The organism is Streptomyces zingiberis (genome assembly GCF_012034935.1).
Classification (GTDB): Bacteria; Actinomycetota; Actinomycetes; order Streptomycetales; family Streptomycetaceae; genus Streptomyces; species Streptomyces zingiberis.
This window is the reverse complement of sequence record NZ_JAATEN010000002.1, coordinates 44490-66926: the sequence shown is the minus strand read 5'-3', so window position 1 is coordinate 66926 and position 22437 is coordinate 44490. Positions and strand designations below refer to the sequence as shown.

The 22437-nt window shown below is 73.8% G+C and carries 14 protein-coding genes, 1 tRNA gene and 1 pseudogene; 5 read left to right on the top strand and 11 right to left on the bottom strand.

Features of this window, described 5'->3' with window-relative positions:
* Window positions 1–135: 135 nt before the first annotated feature.
* Both HCK00_RS02535 and lepA read right to left on the bottom strand, forming a co-directional pair.
* Entirely contained in the window at window positions 136–2025 is a 1890-nt protein-coding gene (locus HCK00_RS02535) for an AMP-dependent synthetase/ligase (RefSeq protein WP_168100071.1), read from the bottom strand.
* Between the two features lie 397 nt (window positions 2026–2422).
* Window positions 2423–4297, bottom strand: coding sequence for a translation elongation factor 4 (gene lepA / locus HCK00_RS02530; protein ID WP_168100070.1), 1875 nt, complete (start codon window positions 4295–4297; stop codon window positions 2423–2425).
* A 631-nt stretch (window positions 4298–4928) separates the two neighbouring features.
* Between lepA and rpsT the strand changes: the two genes are divergently transcribed.
* Window positions 4929–5195 (top strand): 30S ribosomal protein S20, encoded by a 267-nt coding sequence (rpsT, locus tag HCK00_RS02525; protein WP_168100069.1) that lies wholly within the window; start codon window positions 4929–4931, stop codon window positions 5193–5195.
* A 506-nt stretch (window positions 5196–5701) separates the two neighbouring features.
* Here the strand turns inward: rpsT and holA are convergent.
* Window positions 5702–6697, bottom strand: coding sequence for a DNA polymerase III subunit delta (gene holA, locus HCK00_RS02520; RefSeq protein ID WP_168100068.1), 996 nt, complete (start codon window positions 6695–6697; stop codon window positions 5702–5704).
* 199 nt (window positions 6698–6896) lie between these two features.
* On the opposite strand from holA, the gene HCK00_RS27215 reads away from it, so the two are divergent.
* Window positions 6897–7124, top strand: coding sequence for a hypothetical protein (locus HCK00_RS27215; RefSeq protein WP_240965209.1), 228 nt, complete (start codon window positions 6897–6899; stop codon window positions 7122–7124).
* A 166-nt stretch (window positions 7125–7290) separates the two neighbouring features.
* On the opposite strand, the pseudogene HCK00_RS02515 reads toward HCK00_RS27215, so the two are convergent.
* The 5 genes and pseudogenes from HCK00_RS02515 to leuS form a co-directional block, all read right to left on the bottom strand.
* A pseudogene (locus HCK00_RS02515) lies at window positions 7291–9858 on the bottom strand (ComEC/Rec2 family competence protein); the annotation flags it as partial.
* The gene (locus tag HCK00_RS02510; protein WP_168100067.1) at window positions 9855–10886 is read right to left on the bottom strand and encodes a ComEA family DNA-binding protein; all 1032 of its coding nucleotides are present in this window, start codon (window positions 10884–10886) and stop codon (window positions 9855–9857) included. The gene HCK00_RS02510 and the pseudogene HCK00_RS02515, both read right to left, overlap by 4 nt.
* 617 nt (window positions 10887–11503) lie before the next feature.
* Window positions 11504–12352, bottom strand: a complete 849-nt coding sequence (locus HCK00_RS02505) for a DegV family protein (protein WP_168100066.1) — start codon at window positions 12350–12352, stop codon at window positions 11504–11506.
* Window positions 12353–12586: 234 nt separating this feature from the next.
* Complete coding sequence (locus HCK00_RS02500; protein ID WP_168100065.1) at window positions 12587–13351, bottom strand: hypothetical protein; 765 nt, start codon at window positions 13349–13351, stop codon at window positions 12587–12589.
* Between the two features lie 166 nt (window positions 13352–13517).
* A complete protein-coding gene (leuS, locus tag HCK00_RS02495) occupies window positions 13518–16484 on the bottom strand; it encodes a leucine--tRNA ligase (protein ID WP_168100064.1) in 2967 nt (988 codons plus the stop codon).
* A 372-nt stretch (window positions 16485–16856) separates the two neighbouring features.
* Here leuS and HCK00_RS02490 point away from each other — a divergent pair, with 372 nt between their 5' ends.
* Window positions 16857–18254 (top strand): hypothetical protein, encoded by a 1398-nt coding sequence (locus HCK00_RS02490; protein WP_240965179.1) that lies wholly within the window; start codon window positions 16857–16859, stop codon window positions 18252–18254.
* A complete protein-coding gene (locus tag HCK00_RS02485) occupies window positions 18251–19825 on the top strand; it encodes an NADH-ubiquinone oxidoreductase-F iron-sulfur binding region domain-containing protein (protein ID WP_168100372.1) in 1575 nt (524 codons plus the stop codon). The genes HCK00_RS02490 and HCK00_RS02485 overlap by 4 nt, the downstream gene beginning before the upstream one ends.
* Window positions 19826–20349: 524 nt before the next feature.
* On the opposite strand, the gene HCK00_RS02480 is transcribed toward HCK00_RS02485, so the two are convergent.
* A tRNA-Ala gene (locus tag HCK00_RS02480) sits at window positions 20350–20422 on the bottom strand.
* Window positions 20423–20643: 221 nt separating this feature from the next.
* Between HCK00_RS02480 and HCK00_RS02475 the strand changes: the two genes are divergently transcribed.
* The gene (locus HCK00_RS02475; protein ID WP_311765134.1) at window positions 20644–21984 is read left to right on the top strand and encodes a glycosyltransferase 87 family protein; all 1341 of its coding nucleotides are present in this window, start codon (window positions 20644–20646) and stop codon (window positions 21982–21984) included.
* On the opposite strand, the gene HCK00_RS02470 is transcribed toward HCK00_RS02475, so the two are convergent.
* Together HCK00_RS02470 and HCK00_RS02465 are read right to left on the bottom strand one after the other, a co-directional pair.
* Window positions 21974–22207 (bottom strand): hypothetical protein, encoded by a 234-nt coding sequence (locus HCK00_RS02470; protein WP_168100063.1) that lies wholly within the window; start codon window positions 22205–22207, stop codon window positions 21974–21976. The genes HCK00_RS02475 and HCK00_RS02470 overlap by 11 nt on opposite strands.
* Complete coding sequence (locus HCK00_RS02465) at window positions 22207–22371, bottom strand: hypothetical protein (protein ID WP_168100062.1); 165 nt, start codon at window positions 22369–22371, stop codon at window positions 22207–22209. The genes HCK00_RS02470 and HCK00_RS02465 overlap by 1 nt, the downstream gene beginning before the upstream one ends.
* Window positions 22372–22437 lie beyond the last annotated feature (66 nt).

Below are 22437 nucleotides of genomic sequence, written 5' to 3'. Positions count from 1 at the left end.
CCGCCGTCCCCCGCGGCCGGTGGCCGCCGCTGCCCGCCCGGAGCGCGGAATGGACCGGGACGGGCGCGCGGAAGGAGCGGGGACGGGCGCGGGCCCGGTGCGGCTCTCCGCCGTGCCGGGCCCGCGCCGGGCGGCTCAGGCCTCCCGGGAACCCGCGTACATCTCCTCCAGGAGGTGCCGGTACTCACGCTCCACCACCGGGCGCTTGAGCTTGAGGCTCGGGGTCAACTCGCCGTGCTCGACGTCCAGGTCACGCGGGAGGAGGCGGAACTTCTTGATCGTCTGCCAGCGCTGCAGCCCCTCGTTGAGGCGCCGTACATAGCCGTCGATCACCTCCACCATCTGCGGGGAGGCGACGACCTCGGCGTACGGCTTGCCGGCCATGCCGTGCTCCTCGGCCCACTTCATGACCGTGACCTCGTCGAGCGCTATGAGCGCCGTGCAGTAGTTCCGGTCGGCGCCGTGCACGAGGATGTTGGAGACGAACGGGCAGACCGCCTTGAACTGGCCCTCCACCTCGGCCGGGGCGATGTACTTACCGCTGGAGGTCTTGATGAGGTCCTTCTTGCGGTCGGTGATCCGCAGATAGCCGTCCGGGGAGAGCTCGCCGATGTCCCCGGTGTGGAGCCAGCCGTCCGCCTCCAGCACCTCGGCGGTCTTCTCCGGGAGCCCGTGGTAGCCCTGCATGATGCCGGGGCCGCGGAGCAGGATCTCGCCGTCGTCGGCGATCCGCACCTCGGTGCCGGGCATGGGCTTGCCGACGGTGCCGGTGCGGTACGCCTCACCGGGGTTGACGAAACTGGCGGCGCTGGACTCGGTGAGCCCGTAGCCCTCCAGGATGTGGACGCCGGCGCCGGAGAAGAAGAAGCCGATGTCCGGGGCGAGCGCCGCGGAACCGGAGATCGCCGCGCGCAGCCGGCCGCCGAAGGCCGCCCGCAGCTTGGCGTAGACGAGCTTGTCGGCGACGGCGTGCTGGGCGGTCAGGCCCAGCGGGGCGCCGGCCTTGCCGGTGCGGCGGTAGTTCTCCTGGGAGACCCGGGCGTACTCGCGGGCCACGCCGGCCGCCCACTGGAAGATCTTGTACTTGGCGCCGCCCCCGGCGCGCGCCTTGGACGCCACGCCGTTGTAGACCTTCTCGAAGATCCGCGGTACGGCGGCCATGTACGTCGGCCGGACCACCGGCAGATTCTCGATGATCTTGTCGATGCGGCCGTCGACGGCGGTGACGTGCCCCACGCCGATCTGGCCGGCCGTGAGCACCTTGCCGAAGACATGGGCCAGCGGCAGCCAGAGGTACTGCACGTCCTCGGTGTTCGCCAGCCCGCTGGCCTCGATCGCGCGCGCCATGTACGACCAGCAGTCGTGCTGGAGCCGGACGCCCTTGGGACGGCCGGTGGTACCGGAGGTGTAGATGAGGGTCGCGAGCTGGTCGGCGGCGAGCCCGTCGACCCGCCCCCGGACCAGGTCCGGCTCCGCCTCCAGCCGCGCGGCCCCGCGCCGCTCGAGCGCGGCGAGGGAGAGGACCCAGCCGTCGGGGTCCCCCGCGGCGGGGGTGGCCGCGGCCTCGTCGAGGACCACGACATGGCTCAGCTCGGGCAGGCCGTCCCGGCACTCGCGGGCCTTGGCGAGCTGCTCCGCGTCCTCCGCGATCAGCACCCGGCTGCTGGAATCGGCGAGGATGTAGGCCGTCTCCTCGGTGTTGGTGCTGGGGTAGACCGTGGTGGTCGCGGCGCCCGCGCAGAGGATGCCGAGGTCGGCGAGGATCCACTCCACCCGGGTGGAGGAGGCGATGGCCACCCGCTGCTCGGGCTCGACCCCGAGGTCGATCAGACCCGCGGCCAGGGCGAAGACCCGCTCGGCCGCCTGGGCCCAGGTGTACGAGCGCCAGTCGTCCGGCCCCTGGCCGGAGGCGGGCGGCACGGGGTAGCGGTACGCCTCCCGGTCCGGGGTGGACTCGACCCGCTCGAGGAAGAGCGTCGCCACGGAGGGCGGCCTGTTCTCGATCAACGTCTGGGTGTCGCTCACGACTTCCTCCGTGCCCGCTACGGCGCTGTGACGGAACCTGTTTAACTGGCGAGTAACCTGGGGGGAAGGCTCAGCGTAGACGGCGGACGGCCCGGCGCGTAAGAGGCTGAGGGTCACGGGTTACGCCCCGGACCTCACCTTTCGTGCACGGTCCCGGGGCCGGCGGAGGGCCGGGCCGGCCCCGCCGGGAGCGGGGCGGGCCCGCTCGACGGGACGGGAGGGCGCGGGGCGGACGCGTCCCCCGCGCCTCCCGCGCGGGGGACGGCCAACACCCGCGTGGCGGCGGAGACGGCACGGCGGGAGCCGGCACGTGCGGAGCCGGTACGGCGGCGGCAGCCGGGACTGCGGCGTCCCGGCTGCCCGCCAGCCGGCTCCGGCCCGGAGCCGGCAGCCGCCGCTACTTCTTGGCCTTGCCGTCCCCGGGGGCGGCGTCGGAGGAGAGCACCGCGATGAACGCCTCCTGCGGCACCTCCACGTTGCCGACCATCTTCATGCGCTTCTTGCCCTCCTTCTGCTTCTCCAGCAGCTTCCGCTTACGGGAGATGTCACCGCCGTAGCACTTGGCGAGGACGTCCTTGCGGATGGCGCGGACCGTCTCCCGGGCGATGACCCGGCTGCCGATGGCGGCCTGGATGGGCACCTCGAAGTTCTGCCGCGGGATGAGCTCGCGCAACTTGGCGACCAGCCGCACCCCGTAGGCGTACGCCTTCTCCTTGTGGGTGATGGCCGAGAAGGCGTCCACCTTGTCCCCGTGGAGGAGGATGTCCACCTTGACGAGGTCCGCGGCCTGCTCACCGGTGGGCTCGTAGTCGAGCGAGGCGTAGCCGCGGGTCTTGGACTTCAGCGCGTCGAAGAAGTCGAAGACGATCTCGGCCAGCGGCAGGGTGTAGCGGAGCTCGACCCGGTCCTCGGAGAGGTAGTCCATGCCCAGGAGGGTGCCGCGGCGGGTCTGGCAGAGCTCCATGATCGCGCCGATGAACTCGCTGGGGGCGAGGAGCGTCGCCCGGACCACCGGCTCGTGCACCTCGGCGATCTTGCCGGTGGGGAACTCACTGGGGTTGGTGACCTGGTACTCGGTACCGTCCTCCATGACCACCCGGTAGATCACGTTCGGCGCGGTGGCGATCAGGCCGAGACCGAACTCCCGCTCCAGCCGCTCCCGGATGACGTCCAGGTGCAGCAGGCCCAGGAAGCCCACCCGGAAGCCGAAGCCCAGCGCGGCGGAGGTCTCCGGCTCGTAGACCAGGGCGGCGTCGTTGAGCTGGAGCTTGTCGAGGGCCTCCCGGAGCTCCGGGTAGTCCGAGCCGTCCAGCGGGTAGAGGCCGGAGAAGACCATCGGCTTGGGGTCCTTGTAGCCGCCCAGCGGCTCCGTGGCGCCCTTCGAATAGAGGGTGACCGTGTCGCCGACCTTGGACTGGCGGACGTCCTTCACCCCGGTGATCAGATAACCGACCTCACCGACGCCGAGACCGTCGGAGGAGGACATCTCGGGCGAGCTGACACCGATCTCCAGCAGCTCGTGCGTCGCGCCGGTGGACATCATGCGGATGCGCTCCCGCCTGGCGAGCGCCCCGTCGACGACCTTCACATACGTGACCACACCGCGGTAGGCGTCGTAGACCGAGTCGAAGATCATCGCTCGGGCCGGGGCGTCCGCGTTCCCCACCGGCGGCGGGACCTCCGCGACGACCTTGTCCAGCAGCTCCGCCACGCCCTCACCGGTCTTCGCCGAGACCTTCAGCACGTCGGCCGGGTCACAGCCGATGAGGTGCGCCAGCTCGGCGGCGAACTTCTCGGGCTGCGCGGCCGGCAGGTCGATCTTGTTGAGCACCGGGATGATCGTGAGCTCGTTCTCCATCGCCAGATAGAGGTTGGCGAGGGTCTGGGCCTCGATGCCCTGGGCCGCGTCCACCAGGAGGATGCAGCCCTCACAGGCGGCCAGGGAGCGGGAGACCTCATAGGTGAAGTCGACGTGCCCGGGCGTGTCGATCATGTTGAGCACGTGGGTGGTGTCCCGGCCCTCACCGGCCGAGGGTGCCCACGGGAGGCGCACCGCCTGGGACTTGATGGTGATGCCGCGCTCACGCTCGATGTCCATGCGGTCGAGATACTGGGCACGCATCTGACGTTGCTCGACCACGCCGGTCAGCTGGAGCATCCGGTCGGCGAGGGTCGACTTCCCGTGGTCGATGTGCGCGATGATGCAGAAGTTGCGGATCAGCGCCGGATCGGTACGGCTCGGCTCCGGCACATGGGTAGGGGTCGCGGGCACGCAGGGTCCATTCGGTGATGAGACGCAGCTTGGTCGTTCTGGTTCTGTTTCGGTTCTGGCTTTTGCTTCCGGGGGCCGGGCCGGAGAGGTTCCGGACCGGGTCCCGGCCGTTCTGATCGTGCTGTGGTTCCGGCTCGTGCTGTGGTTCCGGCTGCTCCGTGGTTCCGGCCGTTCTGTCGCTTCTGGTCGATCGGGTCGTTCCCGCCGTCGTTCTGCGGTCGCACGGTGGCGTCGCGGGTGGTGCCCGATCGGCCGTGCGGGCCAGGTCACGGAGCCGGCCGTCACCTCCTGCGCGGTCGTGCGGTGACGCCGTACCGTACGGCCGATGCCGTTCGGCGACTCGTCCGCCGGACGGACCGCGCGGTGACCTTCCCCCCATCGTCCCATGGCCGCGGGGCCCGGTCCGGTTTGGGAGGCCTCCGGCCTGCTGGTAGCCTGGTCCACCGCGTCCCGTGCCCTCTTCACACGGCGCCTCCGCCGGACCGGCCGGAGACCACACAGGTGCGTCCCAGGGCAGGTGAGCCCAGGGTGAGTCACCGGTGAGCGGTCACCGGCGAGCCCGGGCGGACAGGCGGGACGCACAGCCCAGGAATCCCCGGGGAAACCCGACGTATCTGCAAAGGCTCTTTACGTGGCGAACATCAAGTCCCAGATCAAGCGGAACAAGACGAACGAGAAGGCGCGCCAGCGGAACAAGGCCGTCAAGTCCTCGCTCAAGACCGCGATCCGCAAGACCCGTGAGGCCGTCGAGGCCGGTGACCTGGAGAAGGCCACCGTTCTCGCCCGCGAGGCCTCCCGGAAGCTCGACAAGGCCGCCAGCAAGGGCGTGATCCACAAGAACGCCGCCGCCAACAAGAAGTCGGCGCTGGCCCACCGGGTCTCCTCCGCGCAGGGCTGAGCCTCCGGCACACAGCCCGGCACGCCCCGGCGCGTCCGGCCCCTCCGGCCGGAAGCCCGATGGCAGGCTCCGAGCGGTCCGGCGGCACCCCGCCCCGGCCGGCGAAGAGCCACCCGGACCGGGACCGGTGTCCCGGCCGGCCGGTGACGGACTCAGCGGGCCCTCTCAACCGCTCCGTACCGGCACACCTCTCTTCATCCGCGGCCCCCGGCCGCGGCACACGCCGCACGCGGCCTGCGTTCGCCACGCGGGTGCGGCGCACACGGTTCGATCCGAGGTCCCGTGACCCCTTCCCCAGGGGTCACGGGGCCTTCGGCGTTCCTGGGCCGGCAGTCCGGGGGGCCGGCCAGCCCTTGGGCGGCAGCCCTGGGTTGGCCGTCCGGGGCGACGGTCCCGAGCGGCGGCCTTGGGGCGGCGGCCCTGAAGGTGACGGACCTGGAGGGGGCGGTGGCGCCCCATGGCCGTGCCCGGAGAGGACGGACCCCGGGCTGCCGGCGAGGGCCCCGTCAGCCCACCGGACGGGCCGGGCGCGCCGCGCGCGCCACCGCCACGACGGCCTTCTCCAGCGCGTAACCCGGGTCGAGGCCACCGCCCTTCACGGCCGCGTCCGCCTCCGCGACGGCCCGCAAGGCGTCCGACACCCCGTCGGCGGACCAGCCGCGCATCTGCTGCCGTACCCGGTCGATCTTCCACGGCGGCATGCCGAGGTCCCGGGCGAGGTCACCGGGGCGCGCGCCGCGCGGAGCGGAGGCGAGCTTGCCGATGGCCCGGATTCCCTGGGCCAGCGCACTGGTGATCATCACGGGGGCTACCCCCGTGGCGAGGGACCAGCGCAGGGCTTCCAGCGCCTCCGCGGCCCGGCCCTCCACCGCGCGGTCGGCAACGGTGAAACTGGAGCTCTCCGCCCGGCCCGTGTAGTACCGCGCCACCACCGCCTCGTCGATAGGGCCCTCGACGTCCGCCGCGAGCTGGGAGCAGGCGCTCGCCAGTTCGCGCAGGTCACTGCCGAGTGCGTCGAGCAGCGCCTGGCACGCCTCGGCGGTCGCCGCCCGCCCGGCGGCACGGAACTCGCCGCGTACGAATGCCAGGCGGTCGGCCGGCTTGGTCATCTTCGGACAATTGACCTCCCGGGCGCCGGCCTTGCGCGCCGCGTCCAGCAGCCCTTTGCCCTTGGCCCCGCCGGCGTGGACCAGGACCAGAGTGATCTCCTCGGCCGGGGCACCGAGATAGGACTTGACGTCCTTCACGGTGTCCGCGGAGAGGTCCTGGGCGTTCTGCACGACGACCACCTTGCGCTCGGCGAAGAGCGAAGGGCTGGTCAGCTCGGCCAGTGTGCCGGGCCGCAGCGCGTCGGGCGTGAGGTCGCGGACATCCGTGTCGGGGTCGGCGGCGCGCGCCGCCGTGATCACCTCTCGCACCGCGCGCTCCAGGAGAAGTTCCTCCTGGCCCACGGCGAGGGTGACAGGGGCGAGCAGATCGTCGGTGGTCGTCTTCCTGGCCATCGCCGACCAGCATCCCATGGGACACCGACAGCCGGAGACCGGTGGCGGACCGGGCGGCCTGGGCCCTGTACGCACTCCGCCGTGCGGGTGCCTCCTCCCCGTCCAGCACAATGAGCGTATGAGCGGAACACACCCCTGGGCCGGCGGCGGACCGGCCGGTGACCGGGCGCCGGCCCCTCCCGTCGCCGCGCGCCACCATCTGCTGGTGCTGCCGGACCGGGAGGCGGCCGAGGAGGCGGCTGCCGAGGCGGCCGACCGGTTCGGCCTCGGAACGGCGCCCGAGGTCGTCCGGGAGGCGCTCGCCGGTGAGGACGACGCCGAGGACGCCCAGTGGCTGGTGGTTCTGGAGGCCTCGGCCACCGGCCCGGACCCGGCGGCCCTGCACGCGCTGGCCGCCGAGTACGACGGCTGGCTGGAGTCCGAGTAGGCGACCGACCTCCCCTCGGGCAGGGCCCCCTCCGGCCCCGGGAGTCCCTCCTTCCGCGGGGATTCCGCTGTCCCGGGCCGCTCCTGCCGCGGGGGTTCCGCCGTCCGCGGGCGCCCGCCCGCCCCGGGGAGTCGGCCCGTCTTCCCGCGACCACCGCCGCGGGCCGCGCGCGAGGACCGGTCACGGCGATCGAACCGTCCCGATCGGTACGCAGGACGACGGCGCCCCCGGCGCGGAGCGCGGCCACCGTCCGCGGGGCGGGGTGCCCGTAGCTGTTGTCGGCACCGCAGCTGATGAGGGCGATCCGGGGCCGCAGCCGCGCCAGCAGCCCCGGGTCCTGGTACGCGGACCCATGGTGGGCGACTTTCAGGACGTCCACCGGCGGCAACCCCGCGGTGGACGCCAGCCGCTGCTGCGCGAGCGGTTCGAGGTCTCCGAGGAGCAGCAGCGTCAGACCGCCGGTGCGCACCAGCATCGTGACGCTGGCGTCGTTGGCCCCGCCGCCGGCCGCACGGCCGGGCAACGGCCAGAGGACCTGCCAGTCCAGGGGCCCCAGTCGCCGCGGCCCCGGCGTGCTCCGCAGCACCTCGACCCCCGCGGCCGACGCCGTACGGCGTACGAACGCGGCCTGCCCCGGGGGTTCCTCGAGGGTGGTGGTCTCGATCGCCCCCACCGACCGGCCCCGGAGCAGACCGGGCAGACCGGACACGTGGTCCGCGTGGAAGTGCGTCAGCACCAGCAGGGGGACGCTGCGGACACCGAGGTCGCGCAGGCACCGGTCCACCGCCTCCGGCTCGGGGCCGGCGTCGACGACCACCGCGCGGTCCCCGCCCGCCGCCAGCACCAGAGCATCCCCTTGGCCGACGTCGCAGACGGCCATCCGCCAGTCCGGTGGCGGCCACCCGGTGACGAACCGCGGCAGTGGCGCGGGCCGGAACACCACCGCCAGCAGGACCAGCACGCACACCCCGCACACCCACGGGCGGCGGGCCAGCAGCCCCGCCACGGGGACCAGCACGACGGTGAGCAACACGAGCAGCACCCCGCCCGTCCAGCCGTCCGGCCACTCCATCTCGGCTCCGGGCAGTGCCGCCCCGGCGCGCGCCACGGTCGCGATCCACTCCACCGGCCACCCGGCCAGCCAGGCGAGCGCCTCCGCGGCGGGCATCGCCCAGGTCGCGGTCGCCAGCGCCGCGAACCCGAGGATCGTGGCCGGAGCGACAGCAACCTCGGCGAGCAGGTTGCAGGGGATGGCGACCAGGCTCACCCGCGACGCGAGCACCGCCACCACGGGGGCGCACACCGCTTGTGCCGCCGCGGCGGCCGCCAGCACCTCCGCCACCCGGGGCGGCACCCCGCGGCGCTGGAGCGCCGCGCTCCAGCGCGGAGCGAGCGTGAGCAGCGCGCCGGTGGCCGAGACGGACAGCAGGAACCCGTACGAACGGGCGAGCCAGGGGTCGTACAGCACCAGGAGCAGTACGGCCGCGGCGAGGGCCGGGAGCAGAGATCTGCGGCGGCCGGTGGCAATGGCCAGCAGGGTGATCCCTCCGCATGCGGCGGCCCGCAGCACGCTCGGCTCGGGCCGGCAGACCACCACGAAGGCCAGGGTGAGCGCTCCGCCCAGCACCGCCGTGCCCCGCAGCGAGATGCCGAACCGGGGAGCCAGGCCGCGCCGTTCGGCCCGGACCGCCAGATGAGGTGGCCCGATCAGCAGGGCCAGCACGATCGTGAGGTTGGCTCCGCTGACGGAGAGCAGGTGGACCAGTTCGGTGGCGTCGAAGACGCGGTCCAGATCGGCGGGGACGCGAGAGGTGTCCCCCACGACCAGCCCGGGCAGCAGCGCCCGCGCGTCCGGGGAGAGCCCGTCCGACGCCTGCCGCAGCCCTGCCCTCAGCTCACCCGCCGCACGCTGGACGGCTGTGGGCTCCCCGATGACCACCGGCCCGCCGCTGCCGGTCACCCGGAGGACGGCCGCCGTACGGTCCACCCCACCCAGGGGTGGCACCACCCGAGCCCGTAACCGCAGCCGGGTCGTCGGCAGCAGCCTCAGCCACGCCTGCCGCTCCCGTGCCGCCGGGCGGTCGTCCGCGGGGCGCGGCGCCACGACCAGGACCGGGGTCCGGATGTCCGTCACGGTGCCGTCCGGTCCGAGGATCCGCCGGGCCTCCCCCGCGACCACGACGACGGGCGGGACGGTCCGGGGCCCGTTCACCCGCGGACGGGTGAGCCGCGGATCCCCGGTGACCTCGGCCTCCACCGTCACCTGCGCAGCCTGCCGGGCCAGACCGGGAAGCGGCCCCCGGTACAGGTCCGCCGCGTGCAGCGCGGCGGACCCGGCCGCCGCCGAGGCGCACAGCAGAACTCCCGCCGCCGCCACCCGCGCGCTGCCCGGCCGGGCCGACCACCGGCCCGGAGCGACGGCACCTCCTCCGGGGAGGTCCGGGGCCGGCCCCGGGCCTCCCCGGAGAGGTTCCGCACGCCGTCCCCTGGCGGGCCGCCGCGCCACCCCGGCCAGGACACGCCGGGCAGGAGCGGCCGCCAGCAGCGCCACGCCCGTGACCGCACAGCACACCGCGCCGACCGCGCCGGCGGCGGGGCGTGCCCCGAGCGCGACGGCCGCTGCGGCCCAGCCCGCCACGGCGCAGGGAATCAGCCGCAGATCCACCGGCCCCTCCCTCACCGGCCGCGGCACGTCCGGTGGGGTTCCGCGGTCGCGACGGGCCGTGCGGGTCACGGCCGCACCAGCGGGCTGATGTCTGCGAAACGGCGTTCTCCGATGCCGTTGACCTCACGGAGCTGATCGACAGAGCTGAACCCGCCCTGCTGGTCACGATGGTCGAGAATGCGCTGGGCCAGCACCGGGCCGACGCCCGGCAGCCCGTCCAGCTGCTCCAGGGTGGCAGTACCGAGACTGATCGGCGCGGTGGGGGTGCCCCCACCGCCGCCGACGGCGGGCGTCCCCGGCCCGGCCGCTCCGGCCGGGGCCCCGCCGGCGGCGGGCGGGTCCGCCGCCGGGGCGCCCACCACGATCTGCTCGCCGTCGGTCAGGATCCGGGCGCGATTGAGCCCGTCGGTGTCGGTGCCGTCGCGGACACCGCCCGCCGCGCGCAGCGCGTCGGCGACCCGCGAGCCGGCGGGCAGCCGCTGGACGCCCGGGCGGCGCACCTTCCCCACCACGTCCACCACGACGGCGCCGCCGCCGGCCACGGCCGGTGCGGAGCCATGGGCGCGCGCGGGTGCCGCGCCACCCGGCCCTGCGGCGGTCCCGGGCTCGGCCGGGGCTTCCGCGGCGGCCGGTTCCGCCGACCGCGCCCGCACCGTCTCCGCGCGCCCGGTCCAGAAGTGGTAGCCGGCGTACCCGACGGCGAGAGCCAGCACGACGGCCAGGGCCGCGAGGGTTCTCGGGTCGGTACCGCACCGCGCCCGCACCCACAACGGGAGGCGTTCGCGGACCGCGAGCCACCAGCGGGTGGGCCAGCGGACTTCGGGCTCCTCCGCACGGCCTCCCCCCGCCGGACCGGGGACGACGGAGGGGAGAGGCCCGCTCTCCGGCAGTTCGCCGAAGAGCCTGCCGGCCCTGGCCCGCGGAGTGACGGACGGCCCGGGCCGGTCGTGTCCCGGGGCGGTGGGCCGCCGCGCACGGTGGCGATGCCGGGGGTGCCGGTCGCTGTCCGGGGCCCGGCCCGGGGCCCGGTGGGGATCGCCGCTGCCGTCACGGAGGAGCGCGGAACGATCGGCTACGGAGCGTGAGGAGAGGTCCATGGCGGCGACGGTAGAGGAGCCCGGAGGAACTCCGCCGGGACCACCGCGGAGCTGTGGACAACTCACCAGTTGTGGATAACTTCATGACCGGATCGAAGGAAAAGCCGGTCCTACCCCACCTGTTCGGCCCGTTCTCCGCTTCACTGCGAGACATGAACCGATCTCGCGTCTCCGCCCCGCTCCGCCGTCGGGTCCTCCCGGCCTTCGCGACCGTCCGGGCCAGCCGGACCACCCGCGCGGTCCCGGGAGCCCGGACCATCCGGGCCGTCGGCCTCTTCGGTGCTCCGGGTGCTCCGGGTGCTCCGGGTGCTCCGGGTGTACTCGGTCTCTTCCGGCGCCGGGTCTCCGGGGCCTTACAACGTTCCCCGGCGGCACGCGCGCGGGGCCCGGCCGGTGGGCCGGTACCACCGGACTCCCTGGTTGCTCCCGGCGCCACTCACCGGCCGAGGGGCGACCGGCCCCGGCCGGCCGCGACGGATCCGGGCCCCTTCCATCCACCTGGGCCGCCGCCGTTCCGTCCCTCCTCCGTGCCTCGGCCCGCTGCGCCAGGCGAGCCGCCCTGGCCCGGGCGCCCGCCGGAGTGGAACCCGCCCGGCCGCCCGGGAGAGGAGACCGATTCACAACCGGGGGGAGACCACCGTCCCGAGCAGCCCGGGGCCGGTGTGCGCGCCGATGACCGCGCCCACTTCGCTCACCAGCAGTTCCCCCAGCCCGGGGACGCGGGCCCGCAGCCGTTCGGCCAGGGACTCCGCCCGGTCGGGAGCCGCGAGATGGTGCACCGCGATGTCCACCGGAGCCGTCCCGGCCCGCTCCACGGCGATCTCCTCCAGCCGGGCGATGGCCCTGGAAGCCGTGCGGACCTTCTCCAGGGCCTCGATCCGGCCCCCGGCCAGTTGCAGGAGGGGCTTCACCGCGAGGGCCGAGCCCAGCAGGGCCTGTGCCGCCCCGATCCGGCCACCACGCCGCAGATAGTCGAGGGTGTCCACGTAGAAGTAGGCGGTGGTGCCCTCCGCCCGTTTCTCCGCGGCGGCCACGGCCTCGTCCAGGGTGCCGCCGGCCTCCACGGTCTCCGCCGCCGTCAACGCGCAGAACCCGAGGGCCATCGCGACCATGCCGGTGTCCACGACCCGCACCGGGACCGGCGCGTCACGCGCGGCGAGCACCGCGGCGTCATAGGTGCCGGAGATCTCCGACGACAGATGAAGGGAGACGATGCCCGTCGCGCCGGCCTCGGCGGCCTGGCGGTAGGCGGTGGCGAACATCTCCGGACCGGGCCGGGACGTGGTCACGGGGGTTCGCCGCCGCAACGCCTGGGCGACCGATCGTGCGGACACCTCCGTGCCCTCCTCCAGCGCCCGGTCGCCGAGTACCACGGTCAGCGGCACGGCCCGCACGGCATGCCGGGCCATCGCGCTCTGCGGCAGATAGGCCGTGGAATCGGTGACGATCGCGACATGGCGGGACATGACAAGGAGGTTATCGGGGGGAGACAAGAGCGGATACCGGGGGGACCACGGCCCCTGCCGCCACGCGACCGGACGGCCTCGCGGGGTGCGGGCCGCCGGGGCGCACGGGCGGTACGGGCACACCCCGCCACGGCGCAGCTGGGCGTCCCGGGCCGCGGAGACCTCCCGTGACCGTGGCTCCCGTGGTGGCCGTCGGCTTGGTCCTCGCCGTGGTGCCGGCCATGACGCGGAGGGTCATGTGGTGCTCTCGGGGCGGCGGGTCTTCTCCCAGGGGAAGCCGGTGGCGGCGCGTGGGTCCCGAGCGGTGATGGCCGGTGGTTCCTGACGCGCCGGACCCGCCGTCCCGGCCGGGGAGCCCGGTGCGGCGCCGTCCCTCCCCCGTGCTCCGGCGGATCCGGCGCTGCCGGCGGCCCGGCCTCCGGGGGTGCCGCCGGTCGCCTCGGAGGGATCGTCGGACGGGGCCCAGTGCCGTAGCGCTCCGGCCTCCATCTGAATGCGTCCGCTCAGTTCCGCCAGATCGTCGTCGGCGAAGCGCTGTGCCCGGTCCTGGGCCGCCCAGCGCAGCGCGTCCGCCGAGTGCACGATGCGCTCCGTACGCTCCCGCAGCTCCGGTAGACGGGCGGCGAGCCCGGCGCGGTCCGGCTCGCCCTCCAGGCGCCTCAGCTCGGTGTCCAGTTCCCGCCCATGGGCGTTGAGCCGGTCGAAGAGGCCGAGCGCCTCACCGAGTGAGGGGTCCTCCGGCGCCGCGGCGCGCAGGGTCTGCTCGGTGGCCCGGAGGGAGGCGCGGAGACCGACCCGCAACTGCGCGACCTCGCCCGCGGCCCCGGGCCGCGCGAACTGCCGGGCCCTGAGCGTGGTGTCCTCCACGGTGCGGCGGGCCTGCTCGACCGTCCGGTCGACGCCGCGCTTGGCCGCGCCCACCGCCTTGGCCGCGGCGTACACCCCGGCCGCCACGAAGAGTACGAAGAGGAGAACCACCACCATGATCGCGGCTTCCATGAGCGTTCCCTCGCAGTCTTCCGGAACCGATGCGCGCCGAGCGGCGCCACCCGTCCCCGGCCTGCGGGGCGGCGCGCGCCATGTCCTCCACCGTAAACGGCCGGGGCGGGCGGCGGGTTCCTCCGAACCCCCGCCCGCCCCGGGGCGGTCCCCTACGGGTCGCCGGTCACGCCGGGACGATGTTCACCAGCTTCGGCGCCCGCACGATGACCTTGCGGACGCCGCCGTCGCCGAGCGCCGTCCGCACCGGCTCCTGTGCCAGGGCCAGCTGCTCCAGTTCGTCCTCGGAGATCGACGGGGCCACCTCCAGCCGGGCCTTCACCTTGCCCCTCACCTGGACCACGCAGGTCACCGTCTCGTCCTGGACGTACGCCGGGTCGGCCACGGGGAACGCCGCGTGGACGACGGAGCCCTCATGCCCCAGCCGGTGCCACAGTTCCTCGGCGATGTGCGGCGCCAGCGGCGCGACCAGCAGCACCAGCGGCTCGGCCACCGCGCGCGGGACGGGGCCACCCGACTTGGTCAGGTGGTTGTTCACCTCGGTGATCTTGGCGATGGCGGTGTTGAAGCGCAGTGCGGCCATGTCCTGGGCGACCCCGTCGATGGCCTTGTGCAGCACGCGCAGGGTCACCTCGTCGGGTTCGCCGTCGGTGACGGTCACCGCTCCGGTGCCCTCGTCGACCACGTTCCGCCACAGCCGCTGCAGCAGGCGGTACTGCCCCACGACCGCCCGGGTGTCCCAGGGCCTGGAGACGTCCAGGGGTCCCATGGCCATCTCGTAGAGCCTGAGGGTGTCCGCGCCGTATTCGGCGCAGATCTCGTCGGGGGTGACGGCGTTCCGCAGCGACTTGCCCATCTTGCCCAGCAGCCGGGAGACCTTCTCCCCCCGGTACCAGTAGGCGCCGTCGCGCTCCTCGACCTCCGCCGCCGGCACGGCGATGCCCCGGCTGTCGCGGTAGACGAAGGCCTGGATCATGCCCTGGTTGTAGAGCTTGTGGAAGGGCTCGGCGGACGACACGTGCCCCAGGTCGTACAGCACCTTGGACCAGAAGCGGGCGTACAGCAGGTGCAGCACGGCGTGCTCGGCACCACCCACGTACAGATCCACCCCACCGTGGGGCATTCCTTCCCGGGGCCCCATCCAGTAGCGCTCGTTCTCCGGGCCGACCAGCCGCTCGCCGTTGTGCGGGTCCAGGTAGCGCAGCTCGTACCAGCAGGAGCCGGCCCAGTTGGGCATGGTGTTGGTCTCGCGCCGGTACTTCCGGGGGCCACGGCCGTCGCCCAGGTCCAGGGTGACGTTCACCCAGTCCTCGTTCCGGGACAGCGGGGTCTCCGGCGAGGTGTCGGCGTCGTCCGGGTCGAAGGTGCGCGGGCTGTAGTCCTCCACCTCCGGCAGTTCCAGCGGCAGCATCGACTCGGGCAGCGGATGGGCGATGCCGTCCTCGTCGTAGACGACGGGGAAGGGCTCGCCCCAGTAGCGCTGGCGGCTGAACAGCCAGTCGCGCAGCCGGAAGTTGACGGTGCCCTCGCCGAGGCCCCGCCCGCTCAGCCACGCGGCGGCCCGGGCCTTGGCCTCCGTGACGGTCAGCCCGTCCAGCGACAGGCCGGGCCCGGCGGAGTTGATGATCCGCGCGTCGTGGGAGACGAAGGCGTCGTCCCAGGTGTCCGGGTCGGTGGAACGGCCGTCGGACGGCTCGACGACGCAGCGCACGGGCAGGCCGTAGGCGCGGGCGAAGGCGAAGTCCCGGGCGTCGTGGGCGGGAACGGCCATGATGGCTCCGGTGCCGTATCCCATCAGCACGTAGTCGGCGACGAAGACCGGTACGCGCTCCTCGTTGACCGGGTTGACCGCGTAGGCCCCGGTGAAGACGCCGGTCTTCTCCTTGGCGTCGGCCTGCCGCTCGACGTCCGACTTGGCGGCGGCCCGCTTGCGGTACTCGGCGACGGCCTCGGCCGGAGTGGCGTGCCCGCCGGTCCAGGAGGAGGGGGTGCCCTCCGGCCAGGCCGCCGGGACGACGCCGTCCGCGCCGGAGACCAGCTCGTGTTCCGGCGCCAGCACCATGTAGGTGGCCCCGAACAGGGTGTCCTGGCGGGTGGTGAAGACGGTGACGGCCCGCTCGGCGCCGGCCTCGGTGCGCACCGGGAAGTCGACCCGGGCTCCCTCGCTGCGGCCGATCCAGTTGCGCTGCTGCAGCTTGATGGCCTCCGGCCAGTCCAGCGCCTCCAGGTCGTCGAGCAGCCGGTCGGCGTAGGCCGTGATGCGCATGTTCCACTGGCGCAGCTTGGCCTTGAAGACGGGGAAGTTGCCCCGCTCGGAGCGGCCCTCGGCGGTGACCTCCTCGTTGGCCAGCACGGTGCCCAGCCCGGGGCACCAGTTGACCGGCGCGTCGGAGGCGTAGGCCAGCCGGTACTCCCCCAGCAGGTCGGCGCGGCCCTTCGCGTCCAGCTCGCTCCAGGGCCGCCGCCCCCGCGGGGTCTCCCGCTCACCGCTCTCGAACTGCTCGACCAGGGTCGCGATCGGGCGGGCCCGGTCCGCCTCCCGGTCGTACCAGGAGTTGAAGATCTGCAGGAAGATCCACTGCGTCCACCGGTAGTAGTCCGGGTCGATCGTGGCGAACGCCCGGCGCTTGTCGTGGCCCAGGCCCAGCCGGCGCAGCTGGGACGTCATCTTCTCGATGTTGGCCTCGGTGCTGGCCCGGGGGTGGGTGCCGGTCTGCACGGCGTACTGCTCGGCGGGCAGGCCGAAGGCGTCGAACCCCAGCGTGTGCAGCACGTTGTGGCCCGTCATTCGGTGGTAGCGGGCGTAGACATCGGTGGCGATGTACCCCAGGGGGTGGCCCACGTGCAGGCCCGCACCCGAGGGGTAGGGGAACATGTCCATGATGTACTTCTTGGGCCGTGCGATCGCCGGGGCCGCGTCCGCCGTGTCCGCCGTGTCCGTCGTGTCCGCGGCGTCAGCCGGGTTCTGCGCGTGCGCGCCGCGCGGCGCCAGGTCGCCCGTCGGGTTGGGGGCCTCGTAGACGCCCTCGGCCTCCCAGAAGTCCTGCCAGCGTGCCTCGATCTCGGCCGCCAGAGCCGCCTCGTACCGGTACGGCGCCATGGCGGAACCGGGGGCGGGGGGGGAGTCGCTCATCGTGTCAAAGCTCCATCGATCGTCTCTGCCGCCTGCGCGGAAACTGTCCGGAAATGGAAAGACCCCTCACACAGGAGGGGACGCCGCGCCGATTCCGGCCCGGGGATCCGGGGAGACCGGCGTTTCCGGTTCTCCGGGACCGCCGTGGCCGGGACTGATCAGCGCGGCCCGCTAAGCAGAAGGCGTACGGCACGCATAGGGCTCAGGGTACCGCAGCGGCCCTCGGCGCCGCACGGGACGCCGATTGAACGCTCCGCCCCGCGGATCCGTATGGGTCGTTCGAGCAAATATCCAAACACCCGGACGTCGCCGATCAGGCCACCTAGCATGCGGAGCCGGGACCCCTTCTTCGCACCACAGGAGTCGCCTCGCATGAAACCTCGCCGCAAGGTTCCACGCACTCTCCCCACCACGCCCAAGCCGGGCATGTCCCAGCAGAAGGTGTTCGCGGTATCCGTCACGCTCCTGCTCGTGGTCCCGTTCGTGCTGGCCCTGGCCACGGGCGAGCGTTTCCGCGCGTTCTTGAACTTCGGGGCCGGGGTCCTCTCCCTGCTGACCCTCACGGGGTCGGTGGTCTGGGGCCTGATCGCCGCCCACCGGGTCCTGCTCAACCCGCGTGACCGGCTGCTGGCGCAGGGCGTCCACCGGGCGGTGGCCGTCGCCTCGATCGGGTTCCTGGTGGTGCACGTCGTCGTCAAGGTCTCGCTGGACCACGCCCCGGTGATCGCCGCGCTGATCCCCTTCAGCCTGGGGCTGAGCGGCGCCGGGGGGCTGATCGGCATGGGCTCGCTGGCGGCGTACCTCATGGTGGTCGCGGGTGCGACGGGGGCGCTGCGCAGCACCTTCGTCCCCAATCGCGAGGTGGCCGGCCGCTGGCGCGCCATCCACTGCGTGGCCTATCCGGCCTGGTGTTTCGCGCTGGTGCACGGCCTGTACGCGGGGCGCCCGGCGGCCGGGTGGGTGACCACCATGTACGCGCTGTGCCTGGCGGCGGTGGCGGTGGCGCTCTCCGTCCGGCTGCTGCCGCTGCCGAAGCGCCGCCGGCTCGCGCAGCTCGTGCTGGAGAGGGTGAAGCCGGGGGCGGACTCCCTGGGTCCCGGCGCGTCCGCCGCGTCGGGAGGGCGTTCCGGCGCCGACCCGGCCCGGGACCCCTCGGTGGCGCCCCTGCCGGGGGCGGGGCCGCGCCCCCGCCGGGCGAGCATCCCGGCGGAACCGGCTCCTCCGCGGGAACAGCTCCGGCCGCCGCTGGACTCGACCCGCGCGGTGCCGATCGGCAGCGGCATGGGGGTGGGGATATCCGCCGGTTACCGAGCGATGTCCAGCCCGGACCAGACCGGCGGGATACCGGTGGTGGAACCCCTGGCCCCCCAGCCCGGTGGTCCGGGTTACCCGGACCCCACCACCCGGCCGATGCCCGCCTACGGGTCCGGTGGCCCCGGCGGGGGCTGGGATCCGTCGCCGGGCGGCCCGCTCGGCGGGACGCCCGATCCGCTGACGGCCCCCCTGCCCCGGCAGCCGGGCGACCCGTTCGCCGATCCCTACGCGCGCGACCCCGGCCGCACCCCCGACCCGCTGACCGAGCCGTTCCCCGGCGTCTCGCAGCTCCAGTCCTCGGAGCGCTGGCCGACGCCCTCCCCACCGCCGCCGGCCGCCGCGGAGAACATCCGGCCCACTCCCCAGCCGGATCCGCTGACCGACACCTCGACAGGATTCTCCTATCCACCCCCGCCCGGTGAACCCTGGCAAGAGCCCGCAGGAGGCCGACCATAAACGCCGAGCTGCCCGACGTACTCGATCTCCGAGTCGTGGGAGTCCCCCAGCTGACAGCCGGTCTCGACCAGGCCCAACGCCTGGATCTCGACATGCACCTGAAAGTGCACGGACCGCTCCAGCCCATGCCCGGGGAACGCCTGGCCGAACTGGCCGAGCTGATCTCGCTCAAGGGCAAGGGCGGCGCCGGTTTCCCCTTCGGCAAGAAACTGCGGGCCGTCGCCAAATCCGCGATACGCCGCGGAGTTCGCCCGGTCGTCGTGATCAACGGCAGTGAGGGGGAGCCCAACTGCCGCAAGGACACCCTGATCATGAACCGCGCGCCGCACCTGCCGCTGGACGGGGCGCTGCTCGCGGCCGAGGCCCTGGGGGCGCGCACCCTGGTGATCGCCGTGACCCGGGACTCCACCGAGGCCTCGATGCGCCAGGCGCTCGCCGAGCGCGGGCTCTCCGACCGCCGCGGACAGTCCCTGCGGGCGCGCGTCATCCGCACCCCCGAACGCATGGTCTCCGGCGAATCCTCGGCCGTGATCCGGGCGGCGAACGGCGGTCCCTCGCTGCCACCCGGCCGCAAGGTCCGCGCGTCGGACTCGGGTGTGGCCAACGCTCCGACGCTGCTGTCCAACTGCGAGACCTTCTCCCAGCTGGCGGTGGCCGCGCGTCTCGGCGCCAACCGCTACGGCAGCATCGGGCTGGCCACCGAGCCCGGCACGGTGATGCTGACGGTCTCCGGTTCCGTCCCCCGGCCGCTCGTCATGGAGGTGCCCAGCGGGGTCCCGCTCCGCTACGTGCTGGAGCTGGCCGGGGCGCCGCCGATGCCCCAGGGCGTCCTCTCCGGCGGCTACCACGGCAAGTGGATGGACGGGATGTCCGCGCACGGCGCCACCATCTCCCGGGCCTCGATGGACGCGGCGGGCGGGGCGCTCGGGGCGGGGGCCCTGCTGCCGGTGGGGCCGGACACCTGCCCGCTGGGCGAGTGCCTCCGGGTCGCCAACTGGCTGGCCGCCGAGACGGCCGGCCAGTGCGGCCCCTGCAAGCTCGGACTGCCGGCCGCGGCGGCGGGCCTCGCCGAGGTGCTCGGCGGTGGCGGCCGCACGGCGCTGGAGGCGCTGCGGCAGGTGACCCAGTCGGTACGGGGCCGGGGGGCGTGCGCGCACCCGGACGGCTCCGTGCGGTTCCTGACCTCATCCCTGTCGGCCTTCACCGACGACCTCGCCGCCCACGCCCTCCAGGGCGGCTGCGGGCGGCCCACCCACGGTGTCCTGCCCCTCCCGTCCCCGGGCTACCAGGAGGAGGGTGTGCCCAGCGGGCAGAAGCTCATGGTGGACTGGACCCTCTGCAAGGGCCAGTTGATCTGCGTGGGGGTGCTGCCGGAGCTGGTCCGCATGGGCCCGGACGGCTTTCCGGTGCTGGCCGACACGCCCGTGCCGCTGCATCTGCAGAACGAGGCGGTGCGCGCCGTCCGCCGCTGCCCGGAACTGGCGCTGCGGCTGGAGGAGGCTCCGGCGCCCCGCAGCGCCCTTCCCCCGGGTGGAGGAGGAGGCCGCAAAGCCCTTCCGCGCGGCAACTGAGCGCACGGGCACAGCCGCCGGACCCGCCCGGAACGCCCGCATGGACCGTCCCGGCCCCCACCGGGCCGGGACGGTCCGGGCGCGGAGAACGCCGGTCCGGGCCACTCCGGGCACCCCATCCCGCAGACGGGCCGGCACCGCCCGTCACGAGCAGAACCGCGTGGCCGGAAGCGCCGGGAGACGGCCACCGGACACCGGACACCGGACACCGGGAGAGTGACCCGTCCGGTAAAGCGGCGGGGCCGGCACGGCGGCCCCGCGGGCCGGGACCCGGGGGTCCGAACCAGGGGCCCGGAATTCCGCTGCCGGGAATGTTCAGCCGGCCATCGGCCACCGGTGACGGGAAAACCGCCGGGACCCCGCCGCACGGCCCGCTCGGGCCCCGGCGCTCCGCCGTCCGGTGCGGGCTCACGCATGCCGACAGGGCCGCCTCCGCTGGGGAGACGGCCCTGATTCTTCGGTGATACCGGGAATCCTGCCGCGAGGGCACTCACGCCCTTCCGTCCGCGACGGACCCTCCGAGGTGGAGCTAAGGAGAATTGAACTCCTGACCTCCTGCATGCCATGCAGGCGCTCTACCAACTGAGCTATAGCCCCTCGGTTCCGCCCGGTTTCCCGTGGCGGCTGCGCCAACATTACACGGATCCAGCGGCTCAACACCAAATCATTGGCCTCCCCCGACTCGGGCATCCGTCCTATTAGCATCGGTCCCCGCGCCCGGAGCACAGCCGGGTCCGTCCCCGAGCCCCCGTCTGGAGCCCCGCAGCGTGTCCGCTACGGAGTCGGCCGAGAAGGCCCTCGCCCTTCCCTTCTCCGCGGTGGCCCGCGCGCTGGTCCGCGACCGCCCCGTGCTCACCGCCCTCGGCTGCTGCTTTGCGTCCTTCGCCCTCTTCTGGGTGGCGCAGCGCCTCATCGGGGTGTCGATGGTCGACCTGATGGTCTACCGGGCCGAGGGCTGGGCGGCCCGCGCCGGGCAGGATCTGTACGGGGCGCCCTTCACCGAGGCCCAGCTGCCCAACACCTATCCTCCGTTCGCCGCTCTGCTGTTCATGCCGCTGACGCTGTTCCCGGTGGGCGAGATGAGGACCCTGGCGACGGCGGGGAACCTGGCGCTGCTGGTCGCCCTGGTCCACCTGGCGCTGCGCACGGTGGGCCGCCCACGCCGGTGGCCGAGGGCGGCGGTGACGTTCGGGGTGGCGGCCGCGGCGGTCTGGTGCGAGCCCGTGTGGACGACGCTGCGCTACGGGCAGATCAATCTGCTGCTGGCCGTACTGGTGCTGTGGGACCTGTCCCGCCGCCCAGGGGACGCCGGTCACCGGTGGGCGGGGATCGGCACGGGGATCGCGGCGGGGCTGAAGCTGACCCCCGCGCTGTTCGCCGTGGCGCTGGCCGTGGCGGGCGTGGCGAAGGCAGCCGGGGAGGTGCGGGCCCGGCGCCGGCACGGCGCCCCCCGGCCCGGTACCACGGCCCTGTGGAACCCGCTGCTGCGCCGGTCGGCGACGGCGTGCGCCACGTTTTTCGCGACCGTCGCGCTGGCCGGGGTGGTACTGCCGCGCGACTCCCTCCGTTTCTGGACCGAGGTGGTGGTCAACCCGGACCGTCCCGGGCTGGTCGAGCAGACCGCCAACCAGTCCCTGCGCGGGGTCGCCGCGCGGCTGCTGCACACCCCCGAACCGGGCCTGTGGTGGGCGGGTGCCGCCACGCTCGCGGTGGTGGCCGGGCTGGCCGTCACGACGGCCGCGTTCCTCGCAGGGCTCGACGCCTGGGCGGCGGTGGCCTGCGCCATGACGGCTCTGCTGGTCAGCCCGGTCTCCTGGTCGCACCACTGGGTGTGGTGCGTGCCGCTGCTGGTCCTGCTGGGCTCCGAGGCGCTGCGCCGGCCGGGCCGTCCGGCATGGTGGGTGGCCACCGCCGGCACGGGGCTGGTCTTCTGCTCGTACGCCCTGTGGTGGGTGCCGCATGCCCCGGGTGAACGGTCCGAACTGGACCAGAACGCCGGGCAGATGCTGCTCTCGGCGGGCTATCCGCTGCTGGCCGTGGCGTTCCTCTGCCTCGCGGCGGTCGTCGCGCTGCGCGCCCTGCGGCGCCGGGCCGCCGCGCGCCCCACGCCGCCGGCACGGTCGCCCGGCGCCCGGACGCCGGCCCCGGTCAGGCCGTGACGAACGAGTAGAAACGCTTCAGCGTGCAGTACTCCTCCAGCAGCCGCCCGTAGATGGGCTCGCCCTCGAGTTCGCGGTAGGTCTCGATGGGGTCGCCGACGATGATCAGCGCCCGGGCGCACTCCTCGCACCAGTACTGGTAATCGGAGTTGAGCGGTTCCATGTCGCGGACGACGGGCGTACCGCTGCTGCACCAGTCGCACTTCCGGCTGTGGGCACCCATCAGTCACTCCAACTGTGGCCACAGGCCGTGCAGACGTAGGAGACTCCGCCGTTGTCCCCGAGCACCTGGGCCACGAGGGACGATCCGCAGGAAGGGCAGTGGAGCCGGGTCGCGGCGGCGCGGACGCGAGGGCGGGGGGCCGCCTCGATCACGCTCGCCGGCATCTCGCTCCCTTCCTGTCAGGGATCCGATTCTGCCATGGGACCACCCGTCCGGTCAGCGCCCCCGGA

What these genes read in the sequence shown, in the direction of transcription:
- holA (WP_168100068.1), bottom strand. Translation starts at nt 6,697, where the DNA reads ATGGCCAGGAAGACGACCACCGACGATCTGCTCGCCCCTGTCACCCTC.
- HCK00_RS02510 (WP_168100067.1), bottom strand. Translation starts at nt 10,886, where the DNA reads ATGGACCTCTCCTCACGCTCCGTAGCCGATCGTTCCGCGCTCCTCCGT.
- HCK00_RS02505 (WP_168100066.1), bottom strand. Translation starts at nt 12,352, where the DNA reads ATGTCCCGCCATGTCGCGATCGTCACCGATTCCACGGCCTATCTGCCG.
- HCK00_RS02500 (WP_168100065.1), bottom strand. Translation starts at nt 13,351, where the DNA reads ATGGAAGCCGCGATCATGGTGGTGGTTCTCCTCTTCGTACTCTTCGTG.
- leuS (WP_168100064.1), bottom strand. Translation starts at nt 16,484, where the DNA reads ATGAGCGACTCCCCCCCCGCCCCCGGTTCCGCCATGGCGCCGTACCGG.
- HCK00_RS02490 (WP_240965179.1), top strand. Translation starts at nt 16,857, where the DNA reads ATGAAACCTCGCCGCAAGGTTCCACGCACTCTCCCCACCACGCCCAAG.
- HCK00_RS02470 (WP_168100063.1), bottom strand. Translation starts at nt 22,207, where the DNA reads ATGGGTGCCCACAGCCGGAAGTGCGACTGGTGCAGCAGCGGTACGCCC.
- HCK00_RS02465 (WP_168100062.1), bottom strand. Translation starts at nt 22,371, where the DNA reads ATGCCGGCGAGCGTGATCGAGGCGGCCCCCCGCCCTCGCGTCCGCGCC.